Below are 20,166 nucleotides of genomic sequence, written 5' to 3' on the forward strand. Positions count from 1 at the left end.
GAAACTGTTCTCGACCGCCGCCGGCTTCGCCGTTCGGTCTCGATTTGGCGCGGTCTGGGACTTGCCGCGATCGCCGTAGCGCTTGGCGCTTTGGCGCTGGGGGGCAACAAACTCGCAACGTTGGCGGGCGAGAAGCAGATTGCGCGGGTGACCATTACCGGCACGATCACTGAAGATCGCGATCAGCTTCAAATGCTGAAGGACATCGCCGACAACGACAGCGTTTCCGGCGTGCTGATCTTCATCAACAGCCCCGGCGGCACGACAACGGGTGGTGAGGCGCTTTACGAGGCGATCAGGGCGCTCGCCAAGAAGAAACCGGTTGTGGCCGAATTCGGCACCATGGCGGCCTCGGCGGCCTATATCGCCGGCATTGCCACCGACCATATCGTGGCGCGTGGCAACTCGATCACCGGGTCTGTCGGTGTCATCGTGCAGTGGCCGGAATTCGTGCAGCTGCTCGATAAAATCGGCGTTAAAGTCAATGAAGTGAAAAGCGGTCCGCTGAAGGCGTCGCCCTCGCCGTTCGAACCATTGGATGATGGTAGCAAGAAGGTCATCCAGGACATGATCGCGGATGGCTTCAAGTGGTTCGTGGGCTTGGTCGAGACCCGTCGCGGCGTGAAGGCGGCCGATATTCCGGGGCTGCTCGATGGTCGAATCTTCTCCGGCCGGGAGGCCTTGCAGGCCAAGCTGGTTGACCAGATCGGCGGCGAGGATGAGGCCGTGAAGTGGCTGAAGGACGTGAAAAATGTTCCCCAGAACGCCAAGGTTACCGACTGGAAGCCTGAAAAATCAGGTAGTTACGGAATTCTAGGTATGTCCGCGGGCATCGCCGGGTGGCTGTTCGGGCCATCGGCGGCGGACGCAACAAATTTTTTGCTTCGTGATCGGACGATTTCAACACTCGGGCTTGACGGTCTTCTCTCAGTTTGGCACCCTTCTGAAAAATAACGATAAATGGCCGTCGAGCTGGGGAGCGAAACGTGATCAAATCGGAGCTGGTGCAGAGGATCGCAACTGCCAATCCTCACCTTTATCATCGTGATGTCGAGCGCATCGTGAATGTCATTTTCGATGAGATCGTTGACGCTTTGTCGCGAGGAGATCGCGTCGAGCTTCGTGGTTTCGGCGCATTCACCGTGAAACATCGGGCGTCTCGGCAGGGAAGAAATCCGCGGACTGGTTCAACAGTCGCAGTTGCCGAGAAGTTCGTCCCGTTCTTTAAGACCGGTAAAGAGCTTCGGGATCGGCTCAATAAGCTCAACGGTCACTGAGCGGAAAGTTCAGTCGCCGATCGAAAGCCGAAATGAGGTCCGTCATGTTCAGGCGCATTCTGTCGCTTCTTATCGGCTTTCCGCTCGGCATCATTCTGGTCGCGATTGCGGTTTCAAATCGTCAGCCGGTCGATCTGATCCTCGATCCGTTCCGGCCGGAAACACCTGCGCTTTCGATTGAACTGCCTTTCTATATTTATCTGCTGGCGGCGCTTGTCTTGGGTGTCGTTCTCGGCGGTATCGCAACGTGGATGGGGCAGAGCCGATGGCGTCAGACCGCGCGTTCGCAAGGCCGTCGCGCCGCGCGATGGCAGGCTGAAGCCGACCGTCTTGCGCGCGAGCGTGAAACCGAGGCGCCTGCCGCAAGCGGTCAGTTGGCTATCTCCGGCCGCTGATTTTTCGCGCTGCCTTCGAGCGTCCTCGACGTTTTATCGCGCAACGGCTGCGACTTACGGACTGCACCAGAGTGCATATCTGATCGGACTGGTCGAAGGTGCGGACTTTCATTGCATTGAAGCGCTGGCAAAAGCAGCGTCTCATAAGTAACTCGGCGACTTAACTCACGAAACTTTATGAGCATTAGCGCAAAAATTTGCGGGATCTCGACGTCTGAAGCATTGGACGCGGCCATTGCCGGCGGCGCCGATTACGTTGGATTTGTTTTCTTCGAGAAAAGCCCGCGTCATCTTGAAATCGATCGAGCCAAGGAGCTTGCGGCTTTGGCGCGGGGACGCGTGAAAAGCGTCGTGCTGACGGTCAACGCCACCGACGAAGCGCTGCGCGAGATCGTCGATGAAGTTTTGCCCGATGTGCTGCAGCTTCATGGCAGCGAAACACCGGAACGGGTTGCTGAAATCAAGAAGCTGTTCGAACGTCCGGTGATTAAGGCTATCTCCGTCGCGACGGCTGATGATGTGCGTAATGCCGACGCGTACGCGGGCATCGCCGACCTTATCCTTTTCGATGCCAAGGCCGTTCCAGGCGCTGATCTGCCGGGCGGCAACGGACGTACGTTTGATTGGGCGGCTCTTGATGGCATCTCAGATAATTTGCCGTTCATGCTGTCGGGTGGCCTGAGCCCTGACAACGTCGCGGCGGCCATCGCCCGGACACACCCCGTTGCGGTCGATGTTTCGTCGGGCGTTGAGATAGCGCCCGGCATCAAAGACCCCGAGCGAATCCGCCGCTTTCTTCAGGCAGCGAAGACCGCTAAGCACACCTAGACATTCTTTCTCTCCCGATGCGGGAGTAGGGCGACACAGCGAGGCCTTTACGGCGACCGACATGGCAACCACATCGACGAAGGCGGCGGAAGCCGCGCTCAACAGTTTCGCAACGGGGCCGGACGACAGGGGCTTTTTCGGCATCTTTGGCGGCCGCTTCGTCGCCGAAACGCTGATGCCGCTGATCCTTGATCTCGAACGCGCCTACGAGGCGGCGAAGGCGGACCCGGAATTTCAGCGCGAGCTGAACAATCTCAGCCTGACCTATGCGGGGCGCCCGAGCCCGCTCTATTACGCGGAGCGCATGACAGCGGAGCTTGGCGGCGCCAAGATCTATTTCAAGCGTGAAGAGCTCAATCACACCGGCTCGCACAAGATCAACAATTGCCTTGGCCAGATCCTGTTGGCGCGGCGCATGGGCAAGACGCGCATCATCGCGGAAACCGGTGCGGGTCAGCACGGCGTTGCAACGGCCACGGTCTGTGCAAAGTACGGCATGCCGTGCGAGATCTACATGGGTGCAACCGACGTCGAGCGGCAGGCGCCGAACGTTGCGCGCATGGCACTCCTCGGCGCCAAGATCAATCCCGTCACCTCAGGTGCGGGCACGCTGAAAGATGCGATGAACGAAGCGTTGCGCGACTGGGTAACGAATGTTCGCGACACATATTATCTCATCGGTACGGCGGCAGGTCCCCACCCCTATCCGGCGATGGTGCGCGACTTCCAAGCGATCATCGGCCGGGAAGTGCGTGAGCAGATGATGGAGGTGGAAGGCCGTCTTCCGGATACGCTGGTCGCGTGCATCGGCGGTGGCTCGAACGCCATTGGGCTGTTTCATCCGTTCCTCGATGATAAGGACGTCGCGATCTATGGCGTCGAAGCGGGCGGTCACGGGGTTGATGTTGAGAACGGCCATGCGGCATCGATGACGGGTGGCTCGCCGGGCGTTCTGCACGGCAATCGCACGTATCTCTTGCAGGACGGCGACGGACAGATCCTCGAAGGCCATTCGATTTCGGCGGGCCTCGATTATCCAGGCGTCGGGCCGGAACATTCGTGGCTGAAGGATATCGGCCGCGTGACCTACGTTCCTGCGACCGACACGGAGGCGCTTGATGCGCTGACGTTCTGCACGCGGCTTGAAGGCATCATTCCGGCTCTCGAGTCGAGCCACGCGCTGGCGCACGTGAAGAAGCTCGCGCCGACCTTGCCGAAGGATCACCTTCTCGTCGTCAACATTTCTGGCCGTGGTGACAAGGATCTGGCCACAGTCGCGAAGCATCTGGGCATGAAGATCTGACGATGACCAAGCACGAGACACGCATCGACGCGCGCTTTGCAGCGCTGAAGAAACAGAAGCGCAAGGCGTTGATCACGTTTGTGACGGCGGGCGATCCCGACCTCGAAACGAGCGCGGCGATTTTGGACGATCTGGTCAAAGCCGGGGCGGACATCATCGAGCTCGGCATGCCGTTTTCCGATCCGATGGCGGACGGTCCGGCGATCCAGGCGTCCTCACAGCGGGCGCTCAAGGCCGGCCAAAACATGCTCAAGACGCTCGAAATGGTGCGGGCGTTTCGCACCAAGGATGATGCGACGCCGATCGTTCTGATGGGCTACTACAACCCGATCTACGTCTACGGCAACGAGCGCTTCATCAAGGATGCGAAGGCTGCCGGCGTCGATGGTCTGATCGTCGTCGATGTGCCACCCGAGGCCGACGACGAGCTGTGTCTGCCGGCGCTCAAGGCCGGGCTGAACTTCATTCGGCTCGCAACTCCGACAACAGACGCGAAACGCCTTCCAGCGGTACTGCAGAATACGTCAGGTTTCGTTTACTACGTGTCGATCACCGGCATCACCGGGGCAGCCGCCCCCGTAGTGAACGATGTTCATAATGAGGTGCAGCGGATAAAGAACGCGACACCGCTGCCGGTTGTGGTGGGCTTTGGCGTCCGGACCGGCGAGCAGGCGCGGGCAATTGCCCGGGGAGCAGATGGCGTCGTGGTCGGCTCGGCTATTGTGTCGGCCATCGAAAAGTCTTTAGGATCAAAGGGTGAGCCGAGCGGAACGACCTGCGAGAGCGTTTCTCGACTGGTCCGTGAATTAAGCTCGGCACTAAGCGCCGACTAGCGCTTTTCCTTGATTAGCTCTATTGGATACGGCCTTCTGCACCCCATGTCCGGACCATGTCCGAGCGCCGGTTCGCCAGGAGCGCCAAAGATGGGCGGACTGAGAGAGGGGTGCCATTGTGCCCGCACACTGATGCGGTAAGCACACCTTGTAGCGGCTTTTGAGGAGCCAACGGGACGTGAATTGGATCAATAACGTCGTTCGCCCGAAAATCAGCGGGCTTTTGTCGACGGCGAAGCGTGAGGTACCGGACAATCTCTGGGTGAAGTGCCCGGAGTCGGGCCAGATGGTTTTTTACAAAGACCTCGAGGCGAACCAGTTCGTTGTACCCGGCTCGAACTATCATATGCGCATGGGTTCGCAGCAACGGCTGCAACACCTGTTCGATGCTGGCGAGTATCGGACGGTCGCCGTTCCGACCGTGCAGCAGGACCCGCTGAAGTTTCGCGACGGCCGCAAATACACTGATCGTCTGAAAGACGCCAAGGCCGAGACCAAGCTCGAAGACGCCGTTCTGGTCGGTGAAGGCCAGCTCGAAGGCATGCCGATCGTCGCTGCGGCTCAGGATTTCCGCTTCATGGCGGGCTCGCTCGGCATGGCTGCGGGCGAAGCGATTATTGCGGGCATGCTGCGCGCCTTGGAACTCAAGACGCCCTTCATTCTGTTTGCGGCCTCGGGCGGCGCTCGCATGCAGGAAGGCATCCTGTCGCTCATGCAGATGCCGCGCACGACGATTGCGGTACAGAAGCTGCGCGATGCGCACCTTCCCTACATCGTCGTTCTCACCGATCCGACGACCGGCGGCGTTACGGCATCATACGCCATGCTGGGTGACGTCCATATTGCAGAACCAGGCGCGCTCATTTGCTTTGCCGGTCCGCGCGTCATTCAGCAGACGATCCGCGAGCAGTTGCCGGACGGCTTCCAGCGTGCGGAATACCTGCTGTCGCATGGCATGATCGATATGGTCGTGCATCGTCATCAGATGCGCGAGACTTTGGCGCGTGTTTGCCGGCTGCTCATGGGCGGGGCCACGGTTAAGGCTTCGAAGAGCACAGGCAAGGTCAACGGCAAGCCATACGTCAACGGCTCGTCTGTCGACAGCAACGTCATCGAGACGGCGGCTCGGGAATCCGGAGTGGTCGAGCCTGAGGCCGTGCCGAACAGCCAGCGGTTCGAACCGGCCAAGGCGGACAAGCCGAAGCGTGACGAGACTGCAGCTTCGACGGCACAGAAAGATGCTCCGCGGAGCGCCTAACGAACCCTTCAAAAAAATGCGGGGCGCACGGATATGACCTCGTCGACGAAACGGCGGACCAGCGACGCGATTCTGGCCGACATGATGCTCCTGCATCCGAAGCTGATCGACCTGTCGCTCGGCCGGGTGGAGCGTCTACTTGCTAAGCTCGGTCATCCGGAAAAGAAGCTGCCGCCCGTCGTCCATATAGCCGGGACCAATGGCAAGGGTTCGGTGACGGCATATCTTCGCGCGTTCGCCGAGGCGGCGGGGAAGCGCGTCCACATCTACACGTCACCGCATCTCGTGCACTTTCACGAGCGCATCGCGCTCGCCGGTGATGACGGGAAAGCGCACGCAATCGACGAGGACGCACTCGTCGATGTGCTGACGCGCGTGCACGCTGTTAATGACGGCGACGACATCACCCAATTCGAGATCACGACGGCGGCGGCCTTCCTGGCGTTTTCGGAGCGTCCGGCAGATGTACTGCTGCTCGAAGTCGGCCTTGGCGGCAGGCTCGATGCAACGAACGTGATCGCGAAGCCCGCGTTGACGGTCATCACGCCGATTTCGATGGACCACGCCGAGAAGCTCGGCCCGACCCTCGGCAAGATAGCCTTCGAGAAAGCCGGTATTTTGAAATCCGGCGTTCCGGGCATCATTTCGCAGCAAACGGATGATGTGCTGACTGTGCTTGACGGTCGAGCCCGGACGATCGGTGCGCCGCTGACCGTATGGGGCCGGGACTACGACGCCTACGAGCAGGCCGGGCGCCTGGTCGTGCAACGAGAGGACAGGCTACTCGATCTGCCTCTCCCGGCGCTGATTGGCCGGCATCAGATCGTCAATGCTGGAACGGCTGTCGCGGCAGCGCTCGTTCTCGGCGAGACGGTTCCGGAACTTGCCGTCGATGAACGCGCCATCGAGGAGGGGCTGCGAACGGTCGAATGGCCGGCGCGCATGCAGCAGCTCACATCAGGTCCGCTGCCGGCCATCCTCGGTGAGGAAGCCGAGCTGTGGCTCGACGGCGGTCATAACCCGGCCGCGGGCGATATGCTCGCCGATACGCTTGCAGCGCTCGATGAGAAATCTCCCAAGCCGGTCTATCTGATCGTCGGGATGATGGGGGGCAAGGATTCTCTCGGTTTCCTGGCGCCGTTTCGTGGGCTCGTTCGCGCGATCTACACCGTGCCGATCCCCGGTGCACATGAGGCTCCGCACAGCGAAGAGGATCTCGCGGAAGTTGCCAGAAACGCCGGCATGCAGTCGCTTGATCGCAAAAACGTGATCGATGCGCTGCAGACGATTGCGGGGCTGCCCGAAGGTCCGAAGCGGGTTTTAATCTGCGGTTCGCTTTATTTGGCGGGCCATGTGCTTTCCCTTCAGCAAGGCCTCGAATAAGCTGCAACGGCGGTGTTTGCCGGCTTGCGCCAAGTCAAGGCTGGTCATCCGACGTCCGGCTTTTTTCGGTTCAGCGGTCCGCGAAATGCGCTAGGTTAGAGCGACTATATCGGTCTGCAGCTCCTACTGCAGTCCTGTTGCGGCACCCCAAGAACGGAGCCATAGAAACCAAGCTTCCAGTACGACCAAACACCAAAGCAAATAAGACCGCCGAACAGGCGTCATTCCGGAGGAGATGAAGCATGCAGCACGTAGCTATGGATAAGCTCAAAGGCCGGCAAATCATCAAGCCGCGCTATGACAATTTCATTGGTGGAAAGTGGGTTGCGCCGGTGCGCGGCCAATACTTTTCCAACGTGACGCCGATTACCGGCCAGCAGGTTTGCGAAATCGCGCGTTCAACGGCGGAAGATATTGAACTGGCGCTCGACGCTGCGCACAAGGCGCGCGAATCCTGGGGCAATGCCTCGCCTGCTGAGCGCGCCCGTGTACTGGCGAAAATCGCCAATCGGATGGAAGAAAATCTCGACGTCCTGGCGCTTGTCGAGACCATCGACAACGGCAAGCCGATCCGCGAGACGACGCACGCCGATCTGCCGCTCGCAATCGATCACTTCCGCTATTTCGCGGGCTGTATCCGCGCGCAGGAAGGTTCGATTGCCGAGATCGACCACGATACCGTCGCCTATCATTTCCATGAGCCGCTCGGCGTCGTCGGGCAGATCATTCCATGGAACTTCCCGCTTCTGATGGCAGTCTGGAAGTTGGCACCTGCGCTTGCCGCCGGTAACTGCGTCGTGCTGAAGCCTGCCGAGCAGACGCCGATGTCGATCATGGTTCTGATGGACATTATCGGCGATATCCTGCCCGAAGGTGTCGTCAACGTCGTCAACGGTTTCGGTGTCGAAGCGGGTAAGCCGCTGGCGCAGAACAAGCGCATCGCCAAGATTGCCTTCACGGGCGAGACGACGACGGGTCGCCTCATCATGCAGTACGCGTCGGAAAACATCATTCCGTGCACGCTGGAGCTTGGTGGCAAGTCGCCGAACATCTTCTTCGCCGACGTGATGGATGCGGACGATGAGTACTTCGATAAGTGCCTCGAAGGCTTCACGATGTTCGCGCTGAATCAGGGCGAAGTCTGCACCTGTCCGAGCCGTGCGCTCATCCAGCGTTCGATCTATGAGAAGTTCATGGAGCGAGCTCTTGAGCGTGTCGTGAAGGTGAAGCAGGGCCATCCGATGGACGCTTCGACGATGATCGGTGCGCAGGCATCCAACGATCAGCTCGAAAAGATCCTGAGCTACATCGAGATCGGCAAGGGCGAAGGCGCTCGCGTGCTGACGGGCGGCCGTCGTGCCAACCTCGGCGGTGAACTCGCGGGCGGCTACTATGTCGAGCCGACCGTGCTCGAAGGCCACAACAAGATGCGCGTCTTCCAGGAGGAAATCTTCGGACCGGTCGTTTCCGTTACGACCTTCGAAGACGATGCGGAAGCGCTGGCGATCGCCAACGACACGCTCTACGGCCTCGGCTCGGGCGTGTGGACCCGTAACGGCACGCGCGCGTATCGCATGGGCCGCGGCATCCAGGCTGGCCGCGTCTGGACGAACTGCTATCACGCCTATCCGGCGCACGCTGCGTTCGGTGGCTACAAGCAGTCGGGCATCGGCCGCGAGACGCACAAGATGATGCTCGATCATTATCAGCAGACGAAGAACATGCTCGTCAGCTATAGCCCAAAGGCGCTCGGCTTCTTCTGAGCCTTCGCGCTTTAAGAGTTCCGCGGGGCGCGTTCCGGCAACGGATGCGCCCCGTTTGCGTTTGCCTCTTATCGATATGTTTCTCCCCGACCAAAGAGACGGGATGCTCGGATGACGTCGGTCAAGATTTCAGCAACGCCAGAAGCTCGGGCTGCGCTTGCGCAGGCCCGTGACGATCACGGGCCGCTCATGCTTCATACAAGCGGCGGCCGCGTCGGAGGGCGGCAGTATCCGATTTGTCTACCGGCTCAGGCGTTGCGGATCGGGGCGCGCGATCATCTTCTTGGCGAAGTCGACGGTGTGCCGGTCTACGAAATGGAGGATCGCGACGGAGGTGTCGCCTGTCGTGCGCGTGCCTATGTTCTGGATATCGCGCCTGGACCAGCTATCGGCTTTTCGCTGCCTGCGGGGGCTGGGCAGCGCTTTACATTGATGCCCGTTGCGGGAGAGACTTGCTCTCAGGAGAGCGTTGATAAGAAGAATTAGAATTGCGAGCCCTCGCGGAGGAAAAAATGACAACCGAAACGGCGGAAAAACTTGAATCTCAAGTGTCGCGGGTTTCCTGCACGCAGGCGGCGCTCGATCTCATCAACAAACTCATCGGCATTCACGGCCCGCTGTTGTTTCATCAGTCCGGCGGATGTTGCGATGGCAGTGCACCGATGTGCTATCCGCGCGGCGAATTCAAAGTCGGCGCGCAAGACGTCTACATGGGCGAGATCGGCGGCCAGCCGTTTTATATGGGCCGCTCCCAGTTCGAATATTGGCAGCACACGCATCTGATCATCGACGTGGTGCCGGGACGCGGGTCGGGCTTTTCCGTCGAGAGTCCGGAAGGCGTTCGCTTCCTGACGCGGTCACGCATTTATACCGATGCCGAGAACGACGAGCTGGACGCGCTCGGTCCTCCGCCGAGCGGAGCAGAGCACCCGCCGTCAATGTGAGACGTTGCTCTCTGTTCGACGCGACAAACGACGACTTAAAGCAGGATTGTTGAAGATGGCTGTTTCACGCACGCTGCGCGATATCACGGGTATGGGCTACACGCCCACGAGCATCGGTCATTCGGCACTCATTTTGATCGACTGCCAGAACACGTATCGGGAAGGCGTGATGCAGCTCGAAGGTGTCGAGCCTGCGCTTATCGAATGCCAATCTCTTTTGAGCCGCTATCGCAATGCTGGGCGGCCGGTCATTCACATCCAGCACGATGCCGGGACGGGCACGCCCTATGATGTGCGTGACAGCATCGGCGCGATCGCCGACATCGTTGCCCCGCGTGATGGCGAGCCGGTCGTCGTGAAGAACTATCCGAGCTCTTTCGAGAAGACCAATCTCGATGATCTGCTGAAAGGTTATGGTGTCGAGGAGGTCGCGCTCGTCGGCTTCATGACGCATGTGTGTGTGAATTCGACGGCGCGCGCTGCGTTCAATCACGGCTATCGCGCCACGGTGATCGGAAACGCAACGGCGACGCGGTCGCTTCCCAATCCATCCGGCGGTGCGGTTTCGGCCAAGGATCTGCACGAGGCGAGCCTGGCGGCTCTCAACGATATTTTCGCTGTTGTCGTGCCGACGATAGATAAAATTGCCGACTGAAGCGGGCATCGCTTCGCACAAAAAAAGCCCCGCGCGAGGCGGGGCTTTCGTTGTCGGAGTGCGGTGGTGCCTTAGACCGAAGCTGCAACGCTGGAGGTGATCCAGTCTTCAAGCTTCTTCTTCTGCACAATGGCGCCGGTGTGCTGAGCCGCAACCTTGCCGCCCTTGAAGATCAGCAGCGTCGGCATGGCACGAATGCCGTAATGGCCGGTCACCTGCGGGTTCTCATCGACGTCGACTTTGACGACCTTGACCTTGCCGGCCATTTCCTTGGCGACCTGGTCGAGGGCGGGTGCCATAGCCTTACAGGGGCCGCACCACTGGGCATGGAAGTCAACAACGACAGGTTCGCTGGACTTCAGGACTTCAGCTTCGAAGCTTGCATCGGTCACTGCGTTAGACATTGATTCTTCTCCATTTCCGGGCCGGTTTCTATCGTCCGGGCCCGTTTGCCGCGGTCGCGGGCAATGCAAAAAACCGACACCACAAGTAGGGATTAGGTCAAACAGCGTCAAGGCTGCCCAGGTCCAGGTCCCAAAGGCGGCCCGTATAGGCATCGAGGACGTCTGCCGGAATTTCCATGAGTCGTGGGCCGTCCGTCCAGAGGAGTGCCGCCCGGACGGTCTTGCCGGGATAGATTTCATGGAGGGCGAGGCGGTAGGCCGCGAGCTGGTAAAGATAAGCGTCTGCAACCAGATGGACCTCGGCGGGCGGCGGCCGGTTGGTCTTGTAATCGACGATCAAGACTTCCTGCTCGGTGATTGCGATGCGGTCAATCTGGCCGGACAAATCGAGTGCCGGGCCTGTGCCCGCCGGACGTGGGATGACGGCCGCGAGGGGCGCCTCGGCGACGCTTTGCGGCCCGAAGATCGCGGAGAAGGCAGCATCGTGCAGAACGGCAAGCGTTTCGCTGACGACGCTCGCGCGCACCTTGGCTGGAAGAGCCGCGCCGCGCCGTTCGACAAAGGCCTCTGCGATTTCTGCGCGACGATCTTCATTAACGGATGGCAGATGCTGCAAAAGCGCATGCGTGATGGTGCCTCGCAGGAAGCGATTGGGACCGCCAACCGAAAGCGGCGACGGGCTATCGTACGTCGCGGCGGCATCGCGCTTCGCGGGCGCGGAGGGTTCGCCTTCGGCGTCCGGCGCGTAAGGCTCCAGGCGCGATGGCGCGAGCGGCACGGAGAGTTTGGGCTCGGCCGCTGCGCGCTGGGTGGCGAAATCGGGGCGAGCAAGAATTTCACTCTCAACGCCTTTTTCGTGTTTTGGTTTTTCCGGCGCTGCGATCTGTGGTGTTTCCTTGCGCCAGATCTTCTGGCCGTCGTCACGCACGATTTCGGTCATGTCCGGCGTGAGCGCTTCGGAGACGACGTCATACCAGCATCCAGGCGCCTTGCCTCGCTTGCCTTCAAAGCCCGCGATGTAAAGTCGGTCGCGCGCTCTCGTCATTGCAACGTAGAGCAGGCGATTTCGCTCTTGTGCATCGAGGCCCTCTTTTGCCGCGCGAGCATTGCTGACGGCAGGCACTTTCGACGTGCCTTTGACGGCCCAGACGATGGGTTCGGCAACGTTATCCGGTCTGGCTATGTCGCCGAGTTTCACGAGCCGCGATGTTGCGTCTTCGCCGGACGCCGTCGTGCAGGTATCCGGCAAGAATACGATCGGAGCTTCAAGGCCTTTGGCGCCATGCACCGTCATGACGCGAACCTCGTCTCGGCCGTGGTCCATGTCGCGCTTCACTTCGGGATTGGCGCCGCGAAGCTTCGACAGAAACTGGGTCAAGGATGGCGGATTGCTTTCATCGTATGAAAGCGCCAGATCGAGAAATTCGTCGATGATGTCGGCCGCTTCCGGACCGAGGCGATTCAGCATGCGGGCGCGCATGCCGTCACGCTCGAGAATAGCCGAGTAGAATTCGAACGGCGGCGTGAAGTCGGCTTTGGCGCGCCAGCGTTTCAGCGTTTCGGCCGCGAAGGCGTATTCGGTTTTGAGGACCGCCTTGTCGATAAGCGCTTTCCAGAGCGTCTTCTGCTTGCGGTCGTACGCGACGTCGAGAAGATCGTGATCGTCGAAATCGAAAAGCGGACTTTTGAGAACGGTCGCCAGCGCCAGATCGTCTTCGGGCAGCGTTAGGAAATCGCCGAGCACCATGAGATCCTGCACGGCGATCTGTTCGATCAGCTTGATCCGGTCGGAACCGGCGACCGCAATGCCACGGCGCTTCAGGGCGGCGACCATCGGTACTGCGAAGGGATGGCGTTTGCGCACGAGGATAAGAATGTCGCCGGGCGTGATGGGCCGGTTCTCAGACAGCAGCCGTTCGCCGCTTTTGAGCCAAGCTTGGATCGTGTCAGCAATGCGATCGGCAAGGCGGTTGGCGGGCGATTGCTCCTTGCCGTCGGCAAGCGGCTGCCACGGGTCGGCGCCGGCGGTGTCGTCCGATTTTTCCGTGTCCCAGATTTCGACAACGCCCGCGTGCCCGACGCGGTTTGCGACGTGGGTGATGACGCCCTCATTCGCCATCAAGCCTGGCGTTCGTTTGGCATCGCTGAAAACCTTGTCGACGGCATCGAGCACGGGTTTGACAGTGCGGAACGAAAGCGTGAGCGGCACGCGTTTCCACGTGCGTTGGGCCTGCATCGCGAGATCGGCGAAACGTTGTCCCATGTCGGCAAACTTTTCAGGCGCCGCGCCTTGGAACGAATAGATGGATTGTTTCTCGTCACCGACGGCAAACAGGGTGCGCGTCGTGCTGCCGGCGCCTGCATCGGAGAAGAACTCGCGCGCCAGTCCGGACACGATTTCCCATTGCTCGGGGCTTGTGTCTTGAGCTTCATCGACGAGGATATGATCAAGACCGCCGTCGAGCTTGAAGAGCACCCACTGCGCTTGGCCGTTGTCGCCGGTCAGTAGGTCGCGCGTTTTCAGTATGAGGTCGTCGAAATCGAGCGCACCGGCTGCGCTTCGGGCGGCGGCATAGCGACGGAGCACGTCCCCCGCGATGCGATAGAGCGCGAGGGATGCTTCGACGAGCGTCAGCGCACGCAGTTCTTGCGTGAGGCCGAAAAAGTTCCGCTGAGCTTGTTGGCAGCGATCGTGCAGCCCCGGCTTTTCATCGCTCAATGCCTTGGTCATGAGGCTTTTGCGAAGAGCTTCACCTTTTTCGATCAGGAAGTAATCGGAGAGAATATCGGCGCGGCGGCGATGGTTGTTTTCACAAAGCGCGGCTGTAAGTTTCTCGCCGTTGCCCGTGTCCGTCTTTTTTCCCTTCAGCAGATGGTCTGTGAGTTCGCGAAGGTCGCTTGGTGAAAGCACGTCTGCGCATTCGCGATGGAGATCGGCGACAGCAACGGCCGCGCGAACGCCGAGGTGCTGGCGAAGCAGCGTGTCCATCAAGGACAGTTCTTCGACGACGTCGAGCGGGCTGATATGTGCGGTCGCTTCGAGCCACTTGCGCTCTTCGACCGCTTTCGAGATGAGCTGGTCGAATTGCGAATCTGCGGCGTAGCGAATGATAACGTCGAGCGCTTTGCCAAGCGGGGAGTTCGGATTGCTGGTCGCGAGCGTCAGCGTCGCTTCGATGGCGTCGGCCTTGAGATCTCCTGCGGCGACGTCGTCGAGGATTTTGAAATCCGGCGGAACGCCCGCTTCGAGGGGAAAGCGCTGTAGCAGCCGTTCGGCGAAGGCGTGGATGGTCTGGACCTTCAGGCCGCCGGGCGTTTCGATGGCGTGGGCGAAGAGTGTGCGGGCGTGCGCCATCAGACTGTCAGGAACCGGCTCGCCCGTCACGTCAGTCAGGTCTTTGCGCAGCACGTTGTCTTCGGCCGTCACCCATCCCGCGAGGCGGTCGAAGACGCGCTTCGACATTTCGGCCGCGGCAGCCTTCGTGAAGGTGAGACAAAGAATACGTTCAGGACGCGTTCCGGCGAGCAGCAGGCGCAGCACGCGCAATGTCAAAACGTGGGTCTTGCCGGTCCCTGCGTTGGCGTTCACCCAGGCGGAATTCAGCGGATGCGATGCCGCGCTCTGGTTGGCGTTGGTATCGCGCTGAATGTCTTCGACGGAGATTTTTTTGACTTCGAGGTTCATGACGAGGCCTCGTCTTCGACATGGGCAGACCATTCCGCCACGCGGGCGAGATGGGCGTAGGCGTCGTAATCGTAGCGATAGCCGGGACGGCGGATGGCGCGATATGGCGTTTGCGGATTGTCGAAGGTCGCTATCAGTTGCTCGAGGCCCGTGCGTGCTTCGGCGGCAAGGGCAGCGACGTCGTCGGTTTTGACGATGCGTTCCTCTCCTGGCGGCTCGCTGCCGGAAGCACGAATATAGCGCAAAGCCTGGACCGAACGCCGTGACAGGTTAGGAAAGCCCGTTTCGCTCGATGCAATGGCGGCTTCGAGCGGAAGCTGCGGCGAGCGTCCGGATTTGACTGCGGTATCGCTTGGCGCTGCCCCCGTCTTGTAGTCCGTTATGACGATAGCTGTTCCCAGATCGTCGATACGGTCGGCGCGGGCGGAGAGCGTGAAGGGCTCAGTCAATCCCGCAAGCACGAGGCGGCCGGAGGTCTCCGCGATGACGCTATCGATGCCGGTACGGCGCGCCGCTTCGGTCATCGCAAACCAGTCAAGGAAGCGTTCGAGACGCGGCAGCCAGAACGCTGCGATCCGCGGATGGCCCGTAAAACTTTCGAGCACGCTGGTCGCGATGCGCTTGAGTTCGCTCTGCGGATCGGCGGGGAGGGCAGCAGGGAATGTCCTGGTGAAATCGGCAACGACCTTATGAATGATGCCGCCGCGAAGACTTGCGTCCGGCTCGGCGCCAAGCTCTGGTAGTGGCTCAACCGCGAGGATGCGACGGGCAAAGATCGCATAAGGGTTGCTCGTCCAGCGTTCCACTTCCGTCACGCTCATCCGACGTGGACGCATTTCGAATGGAGGCCTGGGTTCCGGAGCCTGAATGGTGCGGCGGTTTTGCGGATCAATGTGATCGCGCGCGCGCGCCCATCCGAGCCAGGGCTTTTCGGCTTCCAGCACGGAAAGCAGATTCATGCCCTTCAGCAGCGCCGTCACGCGCATCAGCCAGCGCGATGGGACAGTCGGCACGCCATCGACTTTTTCGGCGCGCGTGAGATAGACGGTTTCGGCGCCGAGCAGCGAGATGAAATCGTGCGCGGCACGGCCGATTTCTTCTTCCGGTGACGGCAGACCGAGTTCGGTGCGCATCGGCCGGTTGAGCCACGCGCCGGGTTCGGCTGCTTCGGGCCACGTGCCTTCATTGAGCGAACCGACGATCAGGACGTCGGGTTGCTGCAAGCGGGCTTCGAACGGTCCCCAGATCGAGATGCGCGGATGCACGGCTGTTCGTTCGCGGACGTTCGCACGCGATAGAAGCGTCGCGTAGAGATCAGCGTAATCGGCGGCGCGGATTTCGACCTTGGGTGTGTCGGGATTGAGCAGATCGGCGAAGAAACGCGAAGCCATCTCGCCGGCCTCGCCTTGCCAGAGCTGGTTTTGCTCGGATGAAACGCCACGCTCGTCTTCTGGCCATGCTGCAAGTGCTTCTGCTGCTGCTGCGTGCGCGCGTGCCAGGTCTGCAAGCGTGTGTTGATCGTCGGAGGCATAGAGTTCGCGGAGGGGGCCGAATGCCTCGGCCATTTTGAGGACAAGTGCTCGCGCGCCTTCGGTGTCTTCCGGCCAAAGCCGTTCGGCGGCGCGGTGCTTGCGCTGGTCTTCGTCAAGATCGGCGTGGTCGAGCGCGGCGAGGATGCCTTCAATACCTCGGCCGAGATAGGGCCTGCGAAAAGCACTGATTTCGAGCGCGCGTGCAAAGCGGCGGATGTCGAACGCCTTGAAGCCGATGCGGCAGAGCGGGTGGCGGAGAAGTGCCATCGTTTCGGGCGGCGCAAACCTGCTGACGACGGTATTGATGACGAGTGCGAGGAAGGCGCCCGGAACTGTCTTGGCGAAAGGACGTCCTGCGCTGTCGTCGACGCGAATGCCCCAAGCTTCGAGACGGATCGCTACGCGACGCGCCAACAAGCGATCAGGGGAGACGAGGGCGGCCTTGCGGCCGGGCGTTTCGATCGCTTCGCGCAGGATCAGCGCGATTGTTTCGGCTTCATCTTGTGCTGACGGCGCTTCGATCAGTGAGACGCCAGCGAGGCCCTCGGTGAGGTCATCGCGATTTGCGTGAGTGGCAAAGTCATGCCAGAGGTTGGTCGTCGCCGAGGGGCGCATCGCCTCGCTGAAGAACGCGGAGCGTGTGCGGCGGGCGGCGTCGATTTCCAGTCCGGGCAATTCGCGCACGTCGGTGCGTGAGACGCCCAGATCGTCGAGAAGTTTCTTCAAGCCGAACTGCGGATGTTCGGGATGCTCTGGCCTGATCCTGTTCCAGCTGCTCTCGTCCAGCGAGGTGTCGAGAGCGGGCAGCACGACAGCGCCGGAGGCGTGCGTTGCGACGGCGTGCATGAGAGAGACGGTCGCGGGAATGGAGCCTGTAACGCCCGCAACGATCACGACCTCGTCTGGCTGCAGGCGAGCAATGCGTTCCGTTTCGGCGACGATCAACGCGTTGCGGCGCGCTTCTGGCGAGGCAAGGCCGTTGGCCGCGAGATAGGCCGGCCAGAATTCGGTGACGATCTTGAGAAATTCGACCGTTTTCTTCCAGTGCTCGGCATAGTTTTCCGGCACGAGATTTTGGATGCCATCCAGCGAGACGTTCTCGCGCTCGATGTCGTCCATCAGCTTGGCGAGTTCGGTAGCGAGCTGGGCGGCTTGTGCGGGCGTCGAGCCAAGGGCTGTCTTGTCTGTCGATGCTTCCGCCATCGTCCGCCGCCAATGACCGACGAGCTGCATCAAGACTAGCATCCGATTGAGTGGATTGATCGCTGGTGTCTGCTCCAGTGCGTCGATGCCGGAGGGGCCGAGTTCAAGCAGATTGGAGATCAGCGAGACATCGTCATCACCCTCGGAAATGGGCTGGATGCGCGGCATGATCAGCGCGCGTGTGTCGGCGACGGACAGAAAGGCTTCGCGCGCGGCGCGTGCGGCGCGTCGCGTCGGCAGCAGCAGCGTGATTTTTGGAAGCGAGAGAATGTCGGGAGCGTTGCCGCCCGGCCGCGGCAGGTCTCCCTTCAAAATCGCGCGCGCGAGCGCTTCCAGAAACGGGACGCCGAGCGGCAGAGTGAAGACGTTCGGCACCATCAGTCGGAACTCGTCGTCAGCGGTTCCATCAGGGCGGCTTCGGCTTCGGCCAACGCTTCGGGCGTACCAACGTGCATCCAGATTCCTTCGAGGCGCAGGCCAAAGAGGCGCTCTCTTTCGATGGCTTGGTTCCAGAGCTTGTTGAGCGAGAACGGGCCTGCTGGAGCACCCTCGAACAAGCGCGGGTGCGCGATCGAGACGCCTGCAAAAACAAACGGCGCCATCTTGGGGCCGGACTGGCGCGTAAGCCGGCCCATCGGGTCCATTTGAAAGTCACCGCGGCCGTCATAGCCGATGCTTGCTGCGAGCGGCGCAACGAGCATCAGACTATCCATAGTCGTCTCATCCCAGGCGTCCAGCAGCCGATTGAGGTTCGAGCCTAATCCCTCGATCCAGACGGAATCCGAATTATGGATGACGAAGGGATCTTTTCCGAACTTCGGCAGCGCGTGAAGCACGCCGCCGCCGGTATCGAGCAAATGCTTGCGCTCGTCGGAGATCACGATCTGCGGCTTGGCGCGGTGGGCGAGGTGCTGTTCGATCTTGTCGGCAAGGTAATGGACGTTGACGACGGCTTTTTTGATCCCTGCGGTGGCGAGGCGGTCAAGCACGTGGTCGATCAAGGGTTTGCCGCCGAGCGGTACGAGCGGTTTTGGGATCGTGGCGGTCAGGGGGCGCATGCGCTCGCCTTTGCCGGCAGCCAGGACGAATGCGCTTGTTGGGCGCTTGGCGGACGTCATATCGAATGCGTCTCCGGAATTCGGGTTAAATATTCAAGACTTCTGCGCGCAGGCTGCGAGGTAGGTTGTCGTCATACCACGCCCTGAGCGGTGCGAGAGCCTCATGCTGCAGATCCCGTTCGAGATACCCCCAGATGCGTGGCACATGGGCCAAATACTGCCGTTTTCCGTCTCGCGCCGCGAGACGGGCAAAGATGCCGAGGATTTTGGTGTTTCGTTGGGCGCCGAGTGCGGCATAGCTGACGGCAAATTCTTCCGGGTCGAACGCAGGGTCGCGCGTACTGATGGCGGCGACGTAACGCGCGAACAACCGCTTTTCCAAGTCTTCCGGAACGTCGAGGCGCGCATCTTGGAGCAGCGAGACGAGATCGTAGGCCGCCGGCCCGATCATGGCGTCCTGGAAATCGATGATGCCGACGTCGCGGGGCGGCGTGCGATTGTCGAGTGCGATCAGGTTCGGAGAATGAAAATCGCGCAGCAGCCACGATTTAGGTTGCTTGAGAACGCGGTCGAAAACGGTTTGCCAGAGTTCTCTGAAGGTATCGCGCGGGGCCTGGGGCGCGGGACCTCCACGAAGCGCGGGCCAATACCAATCGAGAAGCAGTTCGGTTTCGATTTCGAGAACGCCGCGATCGGCAACAGGCAGCTCGAACATGGTGCCGTCGGAGAGCGAGATCCTTTCGGGCGGCGCGGTCGCTTGAACGGCGATGAGCGCATCGACACCACGCTGCCAGAGAGTCCCCTGATCGCGGCCTTTTTTGACTTCGGCGCCAAATACGGCGTCGCCGAAATCTTCGATCAACAGCAGACCAGCGGATAAGTCTTCCGCGAGAATGTGCGGCACCGAAAGACCGGCGGCTTCAAGCGTTCGGTCGATGGCGACGAAGGCTTTAACGTTTTCTGCAAGGTGCGCGATGGCGCTGTAGGATTTGCCATCGCGGATCGGCGGACCGTCAGGCTTTTGCGGGGCGTCCATAAGGATGGCGCGCGAGCCGTCAGCCTTCACGAGGCGAGCGTAGCGGCGCGGCGAGGCATCGCCTTGGAGATAGCTGAAAGCTGTTGCGGCATCGCCCCAGCCGCTGCGATTGAGGAATTTGCGGATTGCAGCAAAACGTTCGAGCCGGGCGGTGAGATCGACGGCGGCTTCGAGGCGAACGTCGCGGCGGTCGAAAGCTGTCGTCTCATCGAAGCGAAGCGTCAGCCGGTCGGTCGGGATACGGCTGTCACCGCGCGAGGGCCATTCGACGATGGCAATGCCGCGGGCGAGTGCCGCGTCGAGGCCAAGCTCGTCGATTTCGCTCGGATCAGACAGGCGATAAAGGTCGAAATGTGCGATCTCGAAGCGCGGCGTCTCGTAGGACTGCACGAGCGTAAATGTCGGGCTCGGGATTTCGAGTTCGGCGTCACTTGCTACAGCGCGGATGAAGGCGCGCGCGAATGTCGATTTTCCGGCCCCCAAATCGCCTTCAAGGGCCAGCGTGTCGCCGGGTTGGACGAGAAATGCGATTTCCTGCGCTAAGCGCGAAACGTCGCCCTCGGTGAGCTCGGGAAATGAAAAGACCGTATGTGTCATGGCGCCCGCTTT

At 60.8% G+C, this 20,166-nt stretch carries 17 protein-coding genes; 12 read left to right on the forward strand and 5 right to left on the reverse strand.

The window, feature by feature from the left end; translation table 11 throughout:
* Window positions 1–120 precede the first annotated feature (120 nt).
* The 12 genes from sppA (at window position 121) to RLW41_RS12840 (ending at window position 10,639) form a co-directional block, all read left to right on the forward strand.
* On the forward strand, window positions 121–954 hold the full coding sequence (sppA, locus tag RLW41_RS12785; RefSeq protein ID WP_414461669.1) for a signal peptide peptidase SppA: 834 nt from the start codon (window positions 121–123) through the stop codon (window positions 952–954).
* A 32-nt stretch (window positions 955–986) separates the two neighbouring features.
* The gene (gene ihfB / locus RLW41_RS12790; protein WP_013946186.1) at window positions 987–1,277 is read left to right on the forward strand and encodes an integration host factor subunit beta; all 291 of its coding nucleotides are present in this window, start codon (window positions 987–989) and stop codon (window positions 1,275–1,277) included.
* 44 nt (window positions 1,278–1,321) lie between these two features.
* Window positions 1,322–1,672: a lipopolysaccharide assembly protein LapA domain-containing protein gene (locus RLW41_RS12795; protein WP_414461670.1), complete on the forward strand. Its 351-nt coding sequence runs from the start codon at window positions 1,322–1,324 to the stop codon at window positions 1,670–1,672.
* 177 nt (window positions 1,673–1,849) lie between these two features.
* Window positions 1,850–2,500, forward strand: coding sequence for a phosphoribosylanthranilate isomerase (locus RLW41_RS12800; protein WP_414461671.1), 651 nt, complete (start codon window positions 1,850–1,852; stop codon window positions 2,498–2,500).
* Between the two features lie 61 nt (window positions 2,501–2,561).
* Window positions 2,562–3,803, forward strand: a complete 1,242-nt coding sequence (gene trpB, locus RLW41_RS12805) for a tryptophan synthase subunit beta (protein ID WP_414461672.1) — start codon at window positions 2,562–2,564, stop codon at window positions 3,801–3,803.
* 2 nt (window positions 3,804–3,805) lie between these two features.
* Window positions 3,806–4,636: a tryptophan synthase subunit alpha gene (trpA, locus tag RLW41_RS12810; RefSeq protein ID WP_414461673.1), complete on the forward strand. Its 831-nt coding sequence runs from the start codon at window positions 3,806–3,808 to the stop codon at window positions 4,634–4,636.
* A gap of 178 nt (window positions 4,637–4,814) precedes the next feature.
* Entirely contained in the window at window positions 4,815–5,894 is a 1,080-nt protein-coding gene (gene accD, locus RLW41_RS12815; RefSeq protein ID WP_409562089.1) for an acetyl-CoA carboxylase, carboxyltransferase subunit beta, read from the forward strand.
* 33 nt (window positions 5,895–5,927) lie between these two features.
* Entirely contained in the window at window positions 5,928–7,277 is a 1,350-nt protein-coding gene (locus tag RLW41_RS12820) for a bifunctional folylpolyglutamate synthase/dihydrofolate synthase (RefSeq protein WP_414461674.1), read from the forward strand.
* A 242-nt stretch (window positions 7,278–7,519) separates the two neighbouring features.
* Window positions 7,520–9,040 carry an aldehyde dehydrogenase gene (gene adh / locus RLW41_RS12825; protein WP_013946193.1) on the forward strand — a complete coding sequence of 507 codons (1,521 nt, stop codon included), beginning with the start codon at window positions 7,520–7,522 and terminating at the stop codon, window positions 9,038–9,040.
* Between the two features lie 111 nt (window positions 9,041–9,151).
* On the forward strand, window positions 9,152–9,526 hold the full coding sequence (locus RLW41_RS12830; protein ID WP_013946194.1) for a DUF779 domain-containing protein: 375 nt from the start codon (window positions 9,152–9,154) through the stop codon (window positions 9,524–9,526).
* Between the two features lie 26 nt (window positions 9,527–9,552).
* Window positions 9,553–9,984 carry a DUF779 domain-containing protein gene (locus RLW41_RS12835; protein WP_414461675.1) on the forward strand — a complete coding sequence of 144 codons (432 nt, stop codon included), beginning with the start codon at window positions 9,553–9,555 and terminating at the stop codon, window positions 9,982–9,984.
* Between the two features lie 55 nt (window positions 9,985–10,039).
* Entirely contained in the window at window positions 10,040–10,639 is a 600-nt protein-coding gene (locus tag RLW41_RS12840; protein WP_414461676.1) for a cysteine hydrolase family protein, read from the forward strand.
* A gap of 71 nt (window positions 10,640–10,710) precedes the next feature.
* Here the strand turns inward: RLW41_RS12840 and trxA are convergent, their stop codons facing one another.
* From trxA to tsaE, 5 genes are all read right to left on the reverse strand, one after another.
* Window positions 10,711–11,043 (reverse strand): thioredoxin, encoded by a 333-nt coding sequence (gene trxA / locus RLW41_RS12845; protein WP_414461677.1) that lies wholly within the window; start codon window positions 11,041–11,043, stop codon window positions 10,711–10,713.
* Window positions 11,044–11,140: 97 nt separating this feature from the next.
* Window positions 11,141–14,728: a double-strand break repair helicase AddA gene (gene addA / locus RLW41_RS12850; protein WP_414461678.1), complete on the reverse strand. Its 3,588-nt coding sequence runs from the start codon at window positions 14,726–14,728 to the stop codon at window positions 11,141–11,143.
* The gene (gene addB, locus RLW41_RS12855; RefSeq protein ID WP_414461679.1) at window positions 14,725–17,841 is read right to left on the reverse strand and encodes a double-strand break repair protein AddB; all 3,117 of its coding nucleotides are present in this window, start codon (window positions 17,839–17,841) and stop codon (window positions 14,725–14,727) included. Before addB ends, addA begins: the two co-directional genes overlap by 4 nt.
* Window positions 17,841–18,581, reverse strand: a complete 741-nt coding sequence (locus RLW41_RS12860; RefSeq protein ID WP_414461680.1) for a nucleotidyltransferase family protein — start codon at window positions 18,579–18,581, stop codon at window positions 17,841–17,843. The genes addB and RLW41_RS12860 overlap by 1 nt, the downstream gene beginning before the upstream one ends.
* A gap of 25 nt (window positions 18,582–18,606) precedes the next feature.
* Complete coding sequence (gene tsaE, locus RLW41_RS12865) at window positions 18,607–20,154, reverse strand: tRNA (adenosine(37)-N6)-threonylcarbamoyltransferase complex ATPase subunit type 1 TsaE (protein WP_414461681.1); 1,548 nt, start codon at window positions 20,152–20,154, stop codon at window positions 18,607–18,609.
* Window positions 20,155–20,166: the final 12 nt, after the last annotated feature.

Source organism: Hyphomicrobium sp. DY-1, assembly GCF_047497105.1.
Classification (GTDB): Bacteria; Pseudomonadota; Alphaproteobacteria; order Rhizobiales; family Hyphomicrobiaceae; genus Hyphomicrobium_B.

Excerpts from the sequence above, each read along its gene's own strand:
- RLW41_RS12795 (WP_414461670.1), top strand. The coding sequence starts at position 1,322 with ATGTTCAGGCGCATTCTGTCGCTTCTTATCGGCTTTCCGCTCGGCATC.
- RLW41_RS12800 (WP_414461671.1), top strand. The coding sequence starts at position 1,850 with ATGAGCATTAGCGCAAAAATTTGCGGGATCTCGACGTCTGAAGCATTG.
- trpB (WP_414461672.1), top strand. The coding sequence starts at position 2,562 with ATGGCAACCACATCGACGAAGGCGGCGGAAGCCGCGCTCAACAGTTTC.
- trpA (WP_414461673.1), top strand. The coding sequence starts at position 3,806 with ATGACCAAGCACGAGACACGCATCGACGCGCGCTTTGCAGCGCTGAAG.
- RLW41_RS12820 (WP_414461674.1), top strand. The coding sequence starts at position 5,928 with ATGACCTCGTCGACGAAACGGCGGACCAGCGACGCGATTCTGGCCGAC.
- adh (WP_013946193.1), top strand. The coding sequence starts at position 7,520 with ATGCAGCACGTAGCTATGGATAAGCTCAAAGGCCGGCAAATCATCAAG.
- RLW41_RS12830 (WP_013946194.1), top strand. The coding sequence starts at position 9,152 with ATGACGTCGGTCAAGATTTCAGCAACGCCAGAAGCTCGGGCTGCGCTT.
- RLW41_RS12835 (WP_414461675.1), top strand. The coding sequence starts at position 9,553 with ATGACAACCGAAACGGCGGAAAAACTTGAATCTCAAGTGTCGCGGGTT.
- RLW41_RS12840 (WP_414461676.1), top strand. The coding sequence starts at position 10,040 with ATGGCTGTTTCACGCACGCTGCGCGATATCACGGGTATGGGCTACACG.
- trxA (WP_414461677.1), bottom strand. The coding sequence starts at position 11,043 with ATGTCTAACGCAGTGACCGATGCAAGCTTCGAAGCTGAAGTCCTGAAG.
- addA (WP_414461678.1), bottom strand. The coding sequence starts at position 14,728 with ATGAACCTCGAAGTCAAAAAAATCTCCGTCGAAGACATTCAGCGCGAT.
- addB (WP_414461679.1), bottom strand. The coding sequence starts at position 17,841 with ATGGTGCCGAACGTCTTCACTCTGCCGCTCGGCGTCCCGTTTCTGGAA.
- RLW41_RS12860 (WP_414461680.1), bottom strand. The coding sequence starts at position 18,581 with ATGACGTCCGCCAAGCGCCCAACAAGCGCATTCGTCCTGGCTGCCGGC.
- tsaE (WP_414461681.1), bottom strand. The coding sequence starts at position 20,154 with ATGACACATACGGTCTTTTCATTTCCCGAGCTCACCGAGGGCGACGTT.